Annotated in this window: 14 protein-coding genes; 10 read left to right on the forward strand and 4 right to left on the reverse strand. The window is 60.6% G+C overall.

Annotated features, from left to right (window positions below):
- Window positions 1–3: 3 nt before the first annotated feature.
- Window positions 4–1,356 carry a glutamine-hydrolyzing carbamoyl-phosphate synthase small subunit gene (gene carA / locus P792_RS23115; RefSeq protein WP_023977637.1) on the reverse strand — a complete coding sequence of 451 codons (1,353 nt, stop codon included), beginning with the start codon at window positions 1,354–1,356 and terminating at the stop codon, window positions 4–6.
- A gap of 165 nt (window positions 1,357–1,521) precedes the next feature.
- Here carA and P792_RS23120 point away from each other — a divergent pair, with 165 nt between their 5' ends.
- From P792_RS23120 to P792_RS23160, 10 genes are all read left to right on the forward strand, one after another.
- The gene (locus P792_RS23120) at window positions 1,522–1,974 is read left to right on the forward strand and encodes a GatB/YqeY domain-containing protein (RefSeq protein WP_023977638.1); all 453 of its coding nucleotides are present in this window, start codon (window positions 1,522–1,524) and stop codon (window positions 1,972–1,974) included.
- 14 nt (window positions 1,975–1,988) lie between these two features.
- Window positions 1,989–3,800, forward strand: a complete 1,812-nt coding sequence (dnaG, locus tag P792_RS23125) for a DNA primase (RefSeq protein WP_023977639.1) — start codon at window positions 1,989–1,991, stop codon at window positions 3,798–3,800.
- A gap of 246 nt (window positions 3,801–4,046) precedes the next feature.
- A complete protein-coding gene (gene rpoD, locus P792_RS23130) occupies window positions 4,047–5,996 on the forward strand; it encodes an RNA polymerase sigma factor RpoD (RefSeq protein WP_023977640.1) in 1,950 nt (649 codons plus the stop codon).
- Between the two features lie 16 nt (window positions 5,997–6,012).
- Window positions 6,013–6,291, forward strand: coding sequence for a hypothetical protein (locus P792_RS35780; protein WP_023977641.1), 279 nt, complete (start codon window positions 6,013–6,015; stop codon window positions 6,289–6,291).
- 14 nt (window positions 6,292–6,305) lie between these two features.
- The gene (locus tag P792_RS35785; RefSeq protein ID WP_235075384.1) at window positions 6,306–6,605 is read left to right on the forward strand and encodes an N-acetyltransferase; all 300 of its coding nucleotides are present in this window, start codon (window positions 6,306–6,308) and stop codon (window positions 6,603–6,605) included.
- 226 nt (window positions 6,606–6,831) lie between these two features.
- Window positions 6,832–7,296, forward strand: a complete 465-nt coding sequence (gene rpsF, locus P792_RS23140) for a 30S ribosomal protein S6 (protein WP_023977643.1) — start codon at window positions 6,832–6,834, stop codon at window positions 7,294–7,296.
- A gap of 5 nt (window positions 7,297–7,301) precedes the next feature.
- The gene (gene rpsR / locus P792_RS23145) at window positions 7,302–7,583 is read left to right on the forward strand and encodes a 30S ribosomal protein S18 (protein ID WP_023977644.1); all 282 of its coding nucleotides are present in this window, start codon (window positions 7,302–7,304) and stop codon (window positions 7,581–7,583) included.
- A 10-nt stretch (window positions 7,584–7,593) separates the two neighbouring features.
- On the forward strand, window positions 7,594–8,172 hold the full coding sequence (gene rplI / locus P792_RS23150) for a 50S ribosomal protein L9 (RefSeq protein WP_023977645.1): 579 nt from the start codon (window positions 7,594–7,596) through the stop codon (window positions 8,170–8,172).
- Between the two features lie 138 nt (window positions 8,173–8,310).
- Window positions 8,311–9,510 (forward strand): cyclopropane-fatty-acyl-phospholipid synthase family protein, encoded by a 1,200-nt coding sequence (locus tag P792_RS23155; protein WP_023977646.1) that lies wholly within the window; start codon window positions 8,311–8,313, stop codon window positions 9,508–9,510.
- Between the two features lie 134 nt (window positions 9,511–9,644).
- The gene (locus P792_RS23160) at window positions 9,645–11,909 is read left to right on the forward strand and encodes a TonB-dependent siderophore receptor (RefSeq protein ID WP_235075385.1); all 2,265 of its coding nucleotides are present in this window, start codon (window positions 9,645–9,647) and stop codon (window positions 11,907–11,909) included.
- Between the two features lie 168 nt (window positions 11,910–12,077).
- Here the strand turns inward: P792_RS23160 and P792_RS23165 are convergent, their stop codons facing one another.
- The 3 genes from P792_RS23165 to P792_RS23175 form a co-directional block, all read right to left on the reverse strand.
- A complete protein-coding gene (locus tag P792_RS23165) occupies window positions 12,078–12,284 on the reverse strand; it encodes a cold-shock protein (RefSeq protein WP_023977648.1) in 207 nt (68 codons plus the stop codon).
- Window positions 12,285–12,450: 166 nt separating this feature from the next.
- A complete protein-coding gene (gene rsmA, locus P792_RS23170; protein ID WP_023977649.1) occupies window positions 12,451–13,269 on the reverse strand; it encodes a 16S rRNA (adenine(1518)-N(6)/adenine(1519)-N(6))-dimethyltransferase RsmA in 819 nt (272 codons plus the stop codon).
- Complete coding sequence (locus P792_RS23175; protein WP_081866698.1) at window positions 13,266–14,723, reverse strand: peptidylprolyl isomerase; 1,458 nt, start codon at window positions 14,721–14,723, stop codon at window positions 13,266–13,268. The genes rsmA and P792_RS23175 overlap by 4 nt, the downstream gene beginning before the upstream one ends.
- Window positions 14,724–14,726 lie beyond the last annotated feature (3 nt).

Here is a 14,726-nt window from a genome sequence, read left to right on the forward strand (position 1 = left end):
GGATCAGGCTGCCTTCTTGTCCATGAGCGCGACGAAACGCTCGAAGAGATAGAATGAATCCGACGGGCCGGGGCTGGCCTCGGGGTGATACTGAACCGAGAAGGCATCGAGCTTCGTGCTGCGGATACCCTCATTCGAGCCATCGAACAGGCTAGTATGGGTGATGATCACGTCCTCGGGCAGGGATTTGTCATCCACCGCAAAGCCGTGATTCTGGCTCGTGATCTCCACGCGGCCCGACGCAAGGTCCTTGACCGGCTGGTTCGCGCCGCGATGGCCGCGCTCCAGCTTGAAGGTCTTCGCTCCAAGTGCCTGCGCCAGAAGCTGGTGACCGAGGCAGATGCCAAAGATCGGGATATTGGCATCCAGCACGCCCTTGATGGCGGGCACCGCATAAACGCCGGTTGCCGCCGGGTCGCCGGGGCCGTTGGAGAGAAACACCCCTTCAGGGTTGTGCCGCAGGATTTCCTCGGCCGTTGCCGTGGCAGGCACCACGGTCACGTCGCAGCCTGCGGTCACGAGGCAGCGCAGGATGTTGCGCTTGGCGCCGTAATCGACAGCGACCACACGACGGCGCGTGCTGCGCTCTGCTGCGGGCTTCTGCCAGACGCCGAGTTCCCAGGAGTAGCTCTGGGTGCAGGTCACGTCCTTGGCCAGATCCATGCCTTCAAGGCCGGGCCAGGAGACAGCCTGGGCGCGCAGGGCGGCGAGGTCGAACTGGCCATTCTTCGGGAAGGCGAGCACGGCAGTCTGCGGGCCGCCATCGCGCAGGCGGCGGGTGATCAGACGCGTGTCGATGCCGGCAATGCCAGGCAGGTTTTGGCCGATCATCCACTGCGCGAGCTTCTGGGTCGAGCGCCAGTTGGCGGGCAGGGTGACGTCTTCCTTCACCACTACGCCTCGCGCGGCCACACGCTGGGCCTCGTCATCCTCGGCGTTCGTGCCGACATTGCCGATATGGGGGAAGGTGAAGGTCACGATCTGCCCGGCGAAGGACGGGTCGGTGAGCGTTTCCTGATAGCCGGTCATGCCGGTATTGAAGCAGAGCTCGCCAATAGCTGAGCCATCCGTATGGGCGCCAAAGCCGACGCCCCACAAAACGGTGCCATCAGCAAGAACGAGGGCGGCATTCGCGCCGTCAGGGCAGGTCTCTGTCATTGTCGGGGTTTCCTCCTGAGGCGTCTGCGGATCGAGGTCCGAAAGGGAAATGCCGGGCAGGCGCAGCAATGCGGCCCAGTGTTTGCCGGGAATGGCACGCGACTGGCGCCACTTGCGAATGGCTTCGGTGCCAACGCCGGTCAGGCTCGCCAGCGCCTCGGCGCCACCGGCCTTCTCGATGATCTCGTCGATATCCATACCCGTCTCCCTTGCGTCCTTTTCCACTCGGACGCTCGCGTGGTTGGTGCTAGATAAGCCCTTGAGACGAGATTGGGAAGTTTTTTCCCACTCACATGCGTTGCCTGATATGTGGGAAAAATATTCCCGAAATCATGTGGCGTGATCCGAAAAAGGAATGAGACAATGTCCCTGAGAGAACAGATCTCCACCGATCTCAAGACCGCCATGAAGGCCAAGGAGATGGATCGCGTAGCCCAGATTCGTGGCATCACTGCCCGTATCAAGGATCTGGATGTTGCGGCGCGTGCCAATGGCAAGGAAGTCGGTGACGAGGATATCCTTCCGATGCTGCGCAGCATGATCAAGTCACGCACCGAGTCCGCCACGATGTATCGCGAAGGCGGTCGTCCCGAACTGGCGGAAAAGGAAGAAGCCGAGATCGAGACGATCAAGACCTATCTCCCGCCCGAGATGGACGAGGCGACGCTCAATGCCGAGATCGATGCGGCGATTGCCGAGGCTGGTGCGACCAGTATGAAGGAGATGGGCAAGGTCATGGGCGTGCTCAAGGCCAAGTTTGGCAGCGCCCTCGATATGGGTCGCGTCAATCCTGTCGTCAAAGCCCGTCTGTCCTGAGGGCAGGCTGAACGATGGCGTTCGATCCTGGTTTTCTGGACGAGCTGCGTGCCCGCACCCCGATTGCAGCTGTCATCGGGCGCCGCACCAAGCTCAGCCGTTCAGGCCGCAACTGGAAGGCATGCTGCCCCTTCCATGGGGAAAAGACGCCATCCTTCTATGTCTATGACGATCACTTCCATTGCTTTGGCTGCGGCGTCCATGGCGATGTGATCTCCTTCGTCATGCAAAGCGAGGGACGCAGCTTCCCGGAGGCCGTCGAGCAACTGGCGAATGAAGCCGGGCTCGACATGCCCCGGCAGGACCCCTGGCAGGAGGCCCGATCGCGCGAGGCGCGATCTCTTGGCGATGTGCTCGAGGCTGTACAGAACGTCTATCGCCAGGCCCTCTATGCGCCTGAAGGGCGTCAGGCACTGTCCTATCTCAGGCGACGCGGCCTGACCGAGGCAACGATCGAGCGCTTCGGCCTTGGCTGGGCGGGCGAGGGACGGGGGGCGCTGCTTCAGGCATTGCGCGGGCAGGATATTACGGCCGAGCAGCTTTTGCAGGCCGGGCTGATGCGTGTAGATGAACATGGCGCACCGCGAGGCGAGCTGTTCTTTTCGCGTGTCATGTTCCCTATCCGCGACCGGCGGGGCAGGCTGATCTCATTTGGTGGGCGCACTCTTGGCGACGCCCAGCCTAAATATGTGAATGGCCCCGAGACCACGTTGTTCTCGAAGCGCCGCGCGCTTTACAATCTCGATCAGGCCCGCAATGCCTTGCGCGATCCGGCACAGAAGCTGGTTGTGGCTGAAGGCTATATGGATGTGATCGCCCTCGCACAGGCCGGGTTCGAAGCTGCGGTTGCGCCGCTCGGCACGGCGATGGGTGTTGAGCAACTCGAGCTTCTGTGGCGCGAGGCCTCGCATCCCATTCTGTGCCTTGATGGCGATGCTGCCGGGGCGCGGGCGGCGCTTCGTGTGGCTGAGTTGGCCCTGCCTCTTCTGACGCCGGAGCGCAGTCTGCAATTCTGCCGCCTCGACCCCAAGGATGACCCGGACAGCCTGATCAGGCGCGATGGCCCTCAGGCCATGCGTCAGGTGCTTGATGGAGCAACCTCTCTGGCGGACGAGCTGTTCCAGCTCATGCAGGCCGGTGTGAAGCAGGATGTGCCCGAGCAGCGTGCAGCGCTGAAAAAGCGGCTGGAGGCCTCTGCCGCACTGGTGGCGGACAGGGACCTTGCCGCTGAGTACCGACGTGCATTGATGGAGCGGTTTTTCGCATCGTCACGTCGGGGCAAGGGGCGGAGTGGGCCTTCACGGCCGGATTCCGGCAAGAGCCGGGTGCGAAATATTGCTGTAGGGGACGGGGCGGGAGAGCGTCTGCGGGTGCTGACGGTTCTGGTGCTGCGCCACCCGTCCATTCTGCCGCAGATCGAAGACCCCTATGGCCGCCTCGATCTGCCCCATCCGCTCGATGAGATCCGCGACACGATTCTCGACTGGTTTGCCGAAATCGGTTCGTCGGACCTCCTGACAGAGCAGAATGCCCTTGCGGCGCTCGATCATGAGGGGCTGGGCGATGAGGCCCGGCAACTGATTGCGCGGGGCGTTGTGCCCTCCGCGCAAGCCGAGACGGGCGGACTTTTCAATCAGGCCCCGCTTCAGCAATGGTGGCATTTCTTCGGGCTGGTCAATTTCCCGGCCTTCATGCGTGAGGTCGAGCAGGACATGCAGGCGGCACTGGCCAATCCCGCGCTGGAAGGACTGCCCGAGGCGCTGATGGTGCGGCTGCGTACTCTCGAGCGCCTGCGCCGCGGCGAAGAGGGCGATGACGCAGATTGACGATGCAGGTTTCGTAACGCGAAAAGAGCGCCCCCGGCCCTTGACTTCGTGGCCCGTATCGCCCACCTGCACGATGCCGAAATTGCTGGCGCTCGCGCTGGTGGATCGCAAATGAAAGACAGGTCGGCCTCAGGCTGGCGGGTGGGGCGGCGTTCTGTGATTGCAGAGCGCTGGCCAAGCGCGTTTCTTTCATGGCTGGTTTTAAGTGCGGCGTTCGATAGGGCGTGCGGGAGCAGGGAGTAGGGTATGGCGACGAAAGCGGCCACGGGAACGGAGCGGAACGCGCAGGACCAGGACGGCGATACCAATGTCCTCGACACGCAGTCCGGTGCCGTCAAGCGGCTCATCGCCAAGGGACGCGAGCGCGGTCACATCACGTTTGACGAGCTGAACGCTGTCCTGCCGCAGGATCAGATGTCCTCCGAGCAGATCGAGGACATCATGGCGATCTTCTCCGAGATGGGGATTCAGGTCGTCGAGAATGAGGAAAACGAGGACTCTGACGAAGCCGAGGAGAAATCCGAGGAAAAGGAAGAGGCCGAGGAATCCGAAGAATCTCCCACTGGTAATGTGAGCGAAAGCGCCGGTCGTACAGATGATCCGGTGCGCATGTATCTACGCGAGATGGGCTCGGTCGAGCTGCTGTCACGCGAGGGCGAAATCGCCATTGCCAAGCGGATCGAGGCGGGCCGCGATGAGATGATTGGCGGGCTGTGCGAAAGCCCGTTGACCTTCCGCGCCATTATTTCCTGGCACGACAAGCTCAAGGAAGGCGAGATGTTGCTGCGCGACATCGTTGATCTTGAAGCCATGCAGGGTGGTCCCTCTGAAGAGGAAACCGCCGAGAGCGAGAACGCCGAGGAGAACGAGGACAATCTCGACGAGGAGCCCGCAAACGAGGAAGGTGGCGACCCGGAGAGCTCCGGCCTGTCGCTTTCTGCCCTCGAAGAGAAGCTGAAGCCCGAGATCCTCGCGCATTTCGAGGCCATCGAGCCGCTATACGATACACTGCGTGCGCTTCAGGTGCGTCGCATCGAGACGCTGACCAGCGGGTCCGAGACCACAGGCTCTTCCGAGCAGGAATACGAAACGCTTCGTATGGAACTCGTAAAGATGGTCGAGCAGGTCCATCTGCACAACAACCGTATCGAGGAGCTGGTGACCCAGCTCAAGGTTCAGTTCCAGCGCCTCAATAACCTCGAAGGCCGCATGCTGCGTATGGCCGAGGGGTGCCGCGTCTCGCGCGATGACTTCCTGCAGAAATATCGCGGCTACGAACTCGACCCGAACTGGCTGGCCTCCGTTTCGGCGCTGCCCGGCAAGTCGTGGAAGAACTTCACCACGCGCTATGCCGAGCAGATCATCGATCTGCGTAATCAGGTGGCCGATCTGGCGCACAGCACCGGTCTGCCGGTCGGTGAGTTCCGTCGCGTCTATGCCGTGGTGTCGCGTGGCGAACGTGATACCACGCGTGCCAAGAAGGAAATGATCGAGGCCAATCTGCGTCTCGTGATTTCCATTGCCAAGAAATACACCAATCGTGGCCTGCAATTCCTGGATCTGATTCAGGAAGGTAATATCGGCCTCATGAAGGCGGTGGACAAGTTCGAGTACCGTCGTGGGTACAAGTTCTCGACCTATGCGACATGGTGGATCCGTCAGGCCATTACGCGCTCGATTGCCGATCAGGCACGCACCATTCGTATTCCGGTGCATATGATCGAGACGATCAACAAGCTCGTGCGCACCTCGCGCCAGATGTTGCACGAGATTGGACGTGAACCTGCACCCGAAGAGCTGGCCGAGAAGCTGGGTATGCCGCTTGAGAAAGTGCGCAAGGTGCTGAAGATCGCCAAGGAGCCGATCTCTCTCGAAACTCCGATCGGTGACGAGGAAGACAGCCATCTTGGTGACTTCATCGAGGACAAGACGGCGGTCATTCCGCTGGATGCCGCGATCCAGACCAATCTGCGCGAGGCAACCACGCGCGTTCTGGCCTCACTCACCCCGCGTGAAGAGCGTGTGCTGCGTATGCGCTTTGGTATCGGCATGAACACCGATCACACGCTTGAAGAGGTGGGGCAGCAGTTCAACGTGACCCGCGAGCGTATCCGCCAGATCGAGGCGAAGGCGCTGCGCAAGCTCAAGCATCCGAGCCGCAGCCGCAAGCTGCGCTCCTTCCTCGACGATAACTGATCGGCGGGAACGGCTCATGGAGCCCTGGCTTGAGACGATTCCGGAGCGTCCCACGACCGAAGTCACGGTCGAGGTGACGTTCCTTGAACGTCTTAGGCCGCCACCTTCGGCCCATATCGGCTGGCCTGAAGGCTATCACATCGAGCGCTGGCATCCTGATGTGGATGATTATCTGGCGCTTTACCGTCTGATCGGCGCTCCGCATTGCTGGTGGATGCGGTACATGATGCCTGCTGATACCCTTCATCGCATCATCGCATCATCGCTTCACGCCATACGGAAATCTGGCGTCTGATGGGGCCGCAGGGCGTGGCCGGTTTTTTCGAGCTTGATATGCACAAGCCGGAAACCCCTTATCTGTCCTATCTCGGGCTCGTGCCAGGCGCGCAGGGCAAGGGGCTTGGCCGCAAATTGCTGGCGGCTGCCATATCTCATGGCTGGCGCAAGGTTACGCGGGTCATGCGGGTCAATACCTGCACGGCCGATCACCCCAATGCGCTCCCCACCTACAAGGCTGCGGGCTTCGTGCCAATCATGGTCGAGGAAGAGCATTGGGCGGTGCCCGACGATCTTGGCCTCACCCTGCCGGCCCATCTGCTCCGCCCCTGAGCGCACCCATCGCTTGGACAAATAGGCGGGAAAGCAGGCTGTCGCTCGCATGGAAGCGTTCCGAGGCAGGAAAACTCTTGCCCCCGTAGGGACGTATGTGCTTTATGCCGCCTTTCCCTGCCGGACGAAGGCATCGTCCCGGCTATACCCGAGCCTTGTGGAAGAGGCGCTGATCCGACCGGTCCCGGTCGGGCGGTTGGGTTGAAGCAATCCGAAGGGAGCTCATATGCCGTTGTACGAAAGCGTGCTTATCGCACGTAATGATATCTCGCAGGCGCAGGTCGAAACCCTCGTCGAGCAGATCGAAACCCTCCTCACCCAGGATGGGGGTTCCATCGAGAAGCGCGAATTCTGGGGTCTGCGTTCGCTCGCATACCGCATCAAGAAGAACCGCAAGGGCCACTACGTCCTTCTCGGCCTGAATGCCCGTCCGGACCAGATCCGCGAGCTGGAGCGTCAGCTGAGCCTCAACGAAGACGTTCTGCGCGTTCTCACGCTGCGCGTTGAGGAAATCACCCAGGACCCGTCTCCGATCCTGTCCCGCAAGGGCGATGATCGCGGCGATCGTGGCAATTTCCGTGGTGGCAACTCCAAGCCTGCTGGTCGTTTCGACAGCGGCCGTGGCGGCCGTCGTGGCGACGATCGTGAAGAATACCGCGCCCGTGAGGGTGCCGAGATGGATGCGGAGTAATCGCGATGTCTGACGAGAACACCAACGAAATCAACCCGGCCGCCCGTCGCATTGCCGTCGGCGCCCGCCGTCCGTTCTATCGCCGCCGCAAGTCCTGCCCGTTCTCCGGCCCCAATGCGCCGAAGATCGACTACAAGGACGTGCGTCTGCTGAGCCGCTTCCTCTCCGAGCGCGGCAAGATCGTTCCGAGCCGCATCACGGCGGTTTCGGCCAAGAAGCAGCGTGAGCTGGCGCAGGCGATCAAGCGCGCCCGCTTCCTTGCCCTGCTCCCCTACGTGATGAACTGAGGAGACAGGCATGTCACAGACTGAAGTCATCCTGCTGCAGCGCGTTGAGCATCTGGGCCAGATGGGCGATATCGTCCGCGTTAAGCCCGGCTATGCCCGTAACTTCCTGCTGCCCCAGGGCAAGGCGCTCCGCGCCAACGCCCAGAACCGCCAGCGTTTCGAGACCGAGCGCGCACAGCTTGAGGCCCAGAACCTCAAGCGTCGTGAAGAGGCCGAGCGTCTTGCCGAGCGTATGCATGGCCTGAGCGTTGTCATCATCCGCCAGGCTGGTGACAGTGGCAGCCTGTACGGCTCCGTCACGACGCGCGACATCGCGATTGCTGTGACGGCTGCTGGCCTGAGCGTCAGCCGCAACCAGGTTGTCCTCGCCGAGCCGATTAAGCTGCTGGGTCTGGTCGAGGCACGCGTTGCCCTCCACCCGGAAGTGTCGATCCCGGTTACGGTCAACGTGGCCCGTTCGGAAGAAGAAGCCGAGCGTCAGGCACGTGGCGAAGCCATCGTCGCTGAAGAGGACGAATACGTTCTCGAAACCGAAGTCGAGGGTGAAGACGCCGCGGCTGAAGGTGAAGTCGAAGGCGCTGCCGTCTGAAAAGACGCATCGCTTAGCGATTGAATGTAAAACCCGGCTGCCTCAGGCAGTCGGGTTTTGTGTTATTGGGGCCAGTTGACGATCTCAGGTTTTCCTCGTTCAATTACTTGAATTGATGTGAGAAGAGCGGGATTGACCATGATATTTCTGCTGGACCGTGTTCTGAAGCGCTTTATCAGTGCCGGAGCACTCGACGTCATCCTGCCCGGTGGTGAAAAACGCCGCTACAAGGGGACGCGTCCCGGTCCGAGCGCAGTCATTCATGTCAAGACAGACAAGGCGCTGAGAGCACTCCTTCTGAATTCCGGGCTCGCCTTTGGTGAGGGCTGGATGGATGGCGACATCGTCTCGGTGGACTGCTCGCTTGAGGATGTGCTGAGCGTTCTCATGCTCAACATCCACGGTAGTCACCATCTGCTTAATCGCGTCGAGGAAAAGGCCCGTTTCGTCACGCGGTTTCTTCGGCAATGGAACGGGCAGAGGCGCTCACGTCGCAATGTCGCTCATCACTATGATCTGAACGGAAGACTCTACGACCTCTTCCTCGATGAAGACCGTCAGTATTCATGCGCCTATTTCACTTCTGACGACATGACACTGGAAGAGGCGCAGCTCGCCAAGAAGCATCATATTGCTGCCAAGCTGCAACTCGACCGGCCCGGCCTTGATGTGCTCGACATCGGTTGCGGCTGGGGAGGCATGGCCCTGACGCTGGCGCGTGACTACGGCGCCAAGGTGACAGGCATCACGCTCTCGCAGGAACAGCTTCAGGTGGCCCGCGAGCGTGCCCGTGCGGCGGGGCTTGAAGGGCTGGTAACCTTCAAGCTCATGGATTACCGCAAGCTCGACAGGCAGTATGACCGCATCGTTTCAGTCGGCATGTTCGAACATGTCGGCATAGGCCATTACGACACCTATTTCCGCACCCTGCGCAAGGCGCTTCGGCCTGGGGGTGTGGCGCTTGTCCATTCGATCGGACGTATGGATGAGCCGGGTTCCACCAACCCCTGGATCGATAAATATATCTTCCCCGGTGGGTATTCCCCGGCTTTGAGCGAAGTGTTTCCTGCAATCGAGCGGGCCGGCCTTTGGGTGACGGATTGCGAGATCCTGCGCTTGCATTACGCGAAAACGATCCGGCTTTGGCGTGAGCGCTTTGCGGCCAATCGCGAGAAGATCAAGGCGCTGTATGACGAGCGCTTCTGCCGTATGTTCGAGTTCTACCTCGTTGGGGTCGAACTGTCTTTCCGACTGCAGGGCCACATGAACTTCCAGCTTCAGCTGACTGCCGATATCGATGCTGTTCCATTGACCCGCGACTATATGGCTGGTCGTTGAAGCCTATTTTGTGCAGCACGGCTGGCCCCTAGTCAGCCGACTGACGTACGATCTCATACTTTGTTAAAAAAATAGGCTCTCGAAACCGTGACTCACGGTTTCGTTACGTAACTCTTTGTGCCAACGATTAGCGAATGAGAAACATTCTCAACCCACAAAATGGGGTGAGCCTGTCTGGCCCCGGAATCGTCCTCATTGCGGCACTTGGCATGACCTTGCCGCCTGATGCCTTGGCGGAGGGCAAACCTGGCGACAATGCTGTAAGCCCCGGGCGGACAGGGGATGATATCGCCACGCGTGACGCACCGAAGCGCCATATCACCCACCCGCACCGGGAAGGCCAGGGAGGCGAGACGAACGCGCGGCACCATCAGAACCATGAGGTGCTGACCGTAATGGGGGCACGTGGTGGTTATGCCGCTGCCGAAAGCGCTATGGGGGACAAGCGCGCCACCCCGTTTCTGCAACAGACACAGACCACCAATGTCGTCACCCATCAGACGCTCGCGGACTTCTCGCCGCAGACCATGGAAGACATGGCGAAATACGTGCCCGGTATGGCAATCGGGAACAACTTCGGCGGTACACAGGATGCCCTCATCAAGCGTGGCTTTGGGGCTATTGATGATGGGTCCATCCTGCGCGACGGGGTGAGGATGCCCATTGGACGCAATTATCAGGGTGATACTGCCGAGCGCGTCGAGATCCTCAAAGGGCCAGCCTCACTGTTCTACGGCATGCAGGAGCCAGGCGGTGTGATCAATGTCATCACCAAGGCGCCCGATTTCCGGCGCTGGGGAGCAGCTTTGGGGACCCAGTGGAGCTCTCTGGGAGGTGGAAATGGTCATGTCGATGTTACCGGGCCGCTCGGAAAGACGCTGGCTTTCCGTCTGATTGGCAGTTACCGCAACGAGAATTACTGGCGTAATTTTGGCGCCAACAAGCAGATCCTGGTGGCACCGACACTCAGCTGGCATCACGAACGCTGGGATGGCGCATTGTCTTACGAATATGTCGCTTACGACAATGTGCTGGATCGCGGCGCCGTTTTTGTCGGGAATAATCCGGTTTCCGGTCCTCAGAAGCGTCTTGATGAACCCTGGACCGCGTCTTTTGGTGCCCGTCATCTCATCGCCAGTCATCTGGGCTACCGGATCGGGATGCATGACAGGCTCAGGCTGTCCGGTGGCTATAACCGCGACGATTATCATGACAGGCAGGCTGACCCTTCGAGCTACTCGGCGCGTACCGGCATTCTGCTACGTCGCTATCGTGCCAATGGTGGGACAATCCGTGCCAATGGCAGTGTCGCCCTCGATTATCTGGGCGATCACGATCTGTGGGGGATGCGTCACGAAATCACGGCGGGTATCGACTACGAAAACCGGAATCAGGATCAGGGGGTGTTCTATCAGTCAGCCAATCAGGGTGGCTTTACCCCGGCCAATCCGGTCTATGGGGGGCTGGAACCCGTCGGGCGCCCCAATCCGGCAAACAGCAATCTGCAGCAGAACATCAATACGGCATCTGGCTATCTCAAGGACAATATCCACCTGACAAGCAGCCTGATTGCAAGCGGCGGCGTGCGCTACCAGTGGTTCGGTTTGCGCTATGGCAGTGGGATTCCCTTCATCCAGACGACCGATGCATCCTATACAAAGCCGTTACCATTTGCCGCGCTCGTCTGGCAGCCATTCAGGAGCGTTTCGTTCTATGGCGATTATTCGCAATCCTTCGGCGCAAATCAGCTCTCCGCTGGCAGCGTGCTGCAGGGAGGCTACAAGCCCACGACGGGTCGGGAATTTGAAGTCGGGGCACGTTATGCGCATGGCGGCCTGACAGCCGATCTCGCCCTCTATCATATCCGCAAGAAAAACGTTCTCCAGACTGCGGGGCAGGATCGCGATGGCAACATCGTGCAGCGTCTTACCGGTCTGGCCGGGTCCAAAGGTCTGGAGGCAAGTGTAACAGGGGCACTGTCTGCCCATTGGAGCACCGTGCTCGCCTATGCGTGGACCGATGCCCGGACGCTGCGTGATACGCCTGCCACTGAGGGGCGCCAGTTGATTGGCGTGCCGAAAAACAGCGGGAGCCTGTTCCTAACCTGGAATGGCGTCTTGCCGTGGCACGCTATGTCGATGCGTGCAGGTGGCGGTGTCCATCTTGTGGGGACGCGCTCGGCAGCGCTTGATAACAGCTTCCAGGTGCCCGGTTATGGCACGGTTGATGCCTTTGCATCATGGACGGTGACGCAACTCTTTTTGCGGCAGATCAACCTGCAACTCAATGCGGTCAACCTGCTCAACCAGGGTTACATCATCGCTCCGACAGGGTCGGTTTACCGCAATAGCTGGGGGCAGGGGCGCAGCTTCGCTGTCGCGACATCGATTGCATTCTGAGGGGGAAGCGGGGGCTCAAAGCGACCCGAGGGGGAGGAAATGGTCCTCCCCGTGCAGAGACAGGGCAGATCCGGCGAGACGTGAACGGTCACCAAGGGAGGCTCTTGCGCGCCCGACTGGTTTTGTTCGCTTTCCTCTACCGGAATCCGGCACCCGTAACGGCTGGATTCAGCTAAGCTTGAGAGCTACTGCCGAGGTCTTGCCGTTGCGTCCGACTTCGGTCTCATAAGAGAGCGCCTGGCCGTCGTTGAGGGAGGAAAGGTTGGCCTTCTCAACGGCAGAAATGTGCACGAACACATCGTCGCCACCGGCATCCGGCTTGATGAAGCCATAGCCCTTTGTTGAGTTGAACCACTTGACGGTGCCTGTTGCCATAGCAAGGCTCCTTGATAGTATAGCGGCCACGCAGAAGAATTATGCGTGCAAACATGCTCTCGTGGATCTGTTTCGGGCGCCACATGCACCCGCATTTCCGGCCAAAAGCACCCGCGTCTACCCTGTATGGGCGTTCGCTCAGCCCAGTGCAAGCACTGAGCGCGGCTCAGCCCTCTTTGCAGACCAGTTTTGCAAGCGTGGCAAACTCGTCGATCGACAGTGTCTCGGCCCGCCTCGTCGCGATGATTCCTGCCTTTTCAAGCAGGGCCTCGCCGCCAATGGGACGCAACGAGGCACGAAGCATCTTTCTTCTCTGCCCGAAGGCAAGATGCGTCACATGCTCCATCGCCTTGAACATCGAGGCTGAAGGCTGGATGGGCTTCGGGACGATATCGACCACAGCCGACTCTACCTTGGGCGGGGGGGAGAAGGCACCCGCAGGGACTTTCATGACGACATTGCAGGTTGCGCACCACTGCGCCAGCACACCCAGTCGGCCATAGGCACCGGTATCGGGCGCAGCACAGATACGCTCGGCCACCTCAAGCTGGAACATGAGCGTCATGCGCTCCCAAGACGCTGCCTGACGTAACCATGCGACCAGAAGAGGCGTGCCGACATTATAGGGCAGGTTGGCCACGATCTTGCGTGGCGCGGGGCATAGCGTGGCACAGTCCAGAGACGTGGCATCCGCCTTGATCAGATGCAGCCTGCCTTGCGCGTGGGCGACAAGTTCATCCAGCAGGGGCCAGGCGCGCTGATCGATCTCAACCGCATGCACCGCATCGGCTTTCGTATCCAGCAGGGCGCGTGTCAGGCCACCGGGACCGGGGCCAATCTCGACCACCTGCCGTCCAGCCATGTCGCCAGCCAGTGCGGCGATCCGGGCAACGATTCCCGGATCGAGAAGAAAATGCTGACCGAAGGATTTCTTCGCATCCAGACCATGAATCCGGATTGCGTCACGCAGGGATGGAAGGGTCATCCCTGGTCCGACACTGGCTTGCCGTGGGGCTTGCCACCCTGTGCCGCACCGCCTTGCCCCGACCCGTGATGGGCAGGCTTGGCGGGGGCCTCATCATCGGCAGCAGCGTCATTGCTTGCCTTGGCCGAAGCGGTCTTGTCGTCCTTGCGCATCTCGATGACGGAGCGACGCTCCAGATCACGCTCGAGCTGACGCGAGGCCTGTTCGACGCGCTCATTCATCAGGCTGTCGGCAATCTCACTCGGGCTCTGCTGGGCAATATTCTTCTGCCCCTTGGTGCAGACCGTCAGCAGCGCGATACCATCAGAGGAGACAAGCGGGCGGCTCGACAGCCCGACGGGCAGATCGGCCAGTACCTGACGCATCTGCGGGTTCAGGCGCTCGAGGACGAGCTGACCGCCTGGATCGGAAGGATGCTTCTCACCCAGAGAGCGATTGAGCGCCTCCATCGACTCACAGCCATGCACAGATTGTGCGGCGGCCGTGGCTTTCTGGAGGGTCAGCTTCTGCTGATCCGTCGGCGCCTGTGGGTTGAGCGGTGAGGAGAAGGGGAAGAAGGCCTGACGTACCGTGATCATCGTGACGTTCTGATGGCCGATGGTGCGCTTGCCGTTGACCGTGACGATCACGTAGCCGCCCGCCACCTTCACCGGATTCGAAATGGCCCCGATGGGCATCTGGCGCACGATCTCGACAACTGGCGGGTCGAGGCTGTCTTCCTGCACCCAACCCATTGTTCCGCCGTCAAGCGCGGTCTGGGCCTGCGAAAACTGCGCGGCGACGATAGGGAAAGGCGCCCCGTTGCGCAGCTGTGTAATGATTGTCTTGGTAAATTCCAGCTCGGTTTCGGAATGGCGCGGATCGGCGACCGGAATGAAGATCTCGCTCACATTGTACTGCGCGCGGCCTTCCTCGGCACGGAGGGCTTCCTCGCGTTGGGCTATCTCACGCGCCGTGATACGCCCGCGGCCCGAAATTTCCTCTCGAAGCACCTGCATCCAGCCGATCTGCACGCGGATCTGGTCGATCAAGGTGGTGAGCGATACACCATCCTGCGCCAGTCGATCACGCAGGGCATTCTTGGGCATGCCATTGCGGGATTCGATGTTGTTGATGGCCTGGGCGATCTGCTGCGGTTCGACATTGATGTGACGCTTGAGGATTTCCTGCGTCTTGATGCGCTCATCGACCAGCTGACGAATGATCTGCGGGCGCAGGCGCTGCATCAGGTCGGCGCTGATATTCAGCCCCGTAGAGAGTGCAAAAAGCTTGCCGCGGTTATCGACGTCGCGCTCGGTCAGAACCTGACCGTTGATCGTTCCCAGAATGGCATCTTCCGGCGGATTGGCCGCCGGGGCGACGCTGCCATGGCCCGGGCGGGCATGGGTGGCGTGATGCGGGGTCGCTGCCACTGCTGTCAGAGCCGGCAGGACGAGGCAGGTGGCAAAGCCCATAAG

The sequence above is a fragment of the Asaia sp. SF2.1 genome (assembly GCF_000505765.1).
GTDB lineage: Bacteria > Pseudomonadota > Alphaproteobacteria > Acetobacterales > Acetobacteraceae > Asaia > Asaia bogorensis.

What these genes read in the sequence shown, in the direction of transcription:
- carA (WP_023977637.1), bottom strand. Translation starts at nt 1,356, where the DNA reads ATGGATATCGACGAGATCATCGAGAAGGCCGGTGGCGCCGAGGCGCTG.
- P792_RS23120 (WP_023977638.1), top strand. Translation starts at nt 1,522, where the DNA reads ATGTCCCTGAGAGAACAGATCTCCACCGATCTCAAGACCGCCATGAAG.
- dnaG (WP_023977639.1), top strand. Translation starts at nt 1,989, where the DNA reads ATGGCGTTCGATCCTGGTTTTCTGGACGAGCTGCGTGCCCGCACCCCG.
- rpoD (WP_023977640.1), top strand. Translation starts at nt 4,047, where the DNA reads ATGGCGACGAAAGCGGCCACGGGAACGGAGCGGAACGCGCAGGACCAG.
- P792_RS35780 (WP_023977641.1), top strand. Translation starts at nt 6,013, where the DNA reads ATGGAGCCCTGGCTTGAGACGATTCCGGAGCGTCCCACGACCGAAGTC.
- rpsF (WP_023977643.1), top strand. Translation starts at nt 6,832, where the DNA reads ATGCCGTTGTACGAAAGCGTGCTTATCGCACGTAATGATATCTCGCAG.
- rpsR (WP_023977644.1), top strand. Translation starts at nt 7,302, where the DNA reads ATGTCTGACGAGAACACCAACGAAATCAACCCGGCCGCCCGTCGCATT.
- rplI (WP_023977645.1), top strand. Translation starts at nt 7,594, where the DNA reads ATGTCACAGACTGAAGTCATCCTGCTGCAGCGCGTTGAGCATCTGGGC.
- P792_RS23155 (WP_023977646.1), top strand. Translation starts at nt 8,311, where the DNA reads ATGATATTTCTGCTGGACCGTGTTCTGAAGCGCTTTATCAGTGCCGGA.
- P792_RS23160 (WP_235075385.1), top strand. Translation starts at nt 9,645, where the DNA reads ATGAGAAACATTCTCAACCCACAAAATGGGGTGAGCCTGTCTGGCCCC.
- P792_RS23165 (WP_023977648.1), bottom strand. Translation starts at nt 12,284, where the DNA reads ATGGCAACAGGCACCGTCAAGTGGTTCAACTCAACAAAGGGCTATGGC.
- rsmA (WP_023977649.1), bottom strand. Translation starts at nt 13,269, where the DNA reads ATGACCCTTCCATCCCTGCGTGACGCAATCCGGATTCATGGTCTGGAT.
- P792_RS23175 (WP_081866698.1), bottom strand. Translation starts at nt 14,723, where the DNA reads ATGGGCTTTGCCACCTGCCTCGTCCTGCCGGCTCTGACAGCAGTGGCA.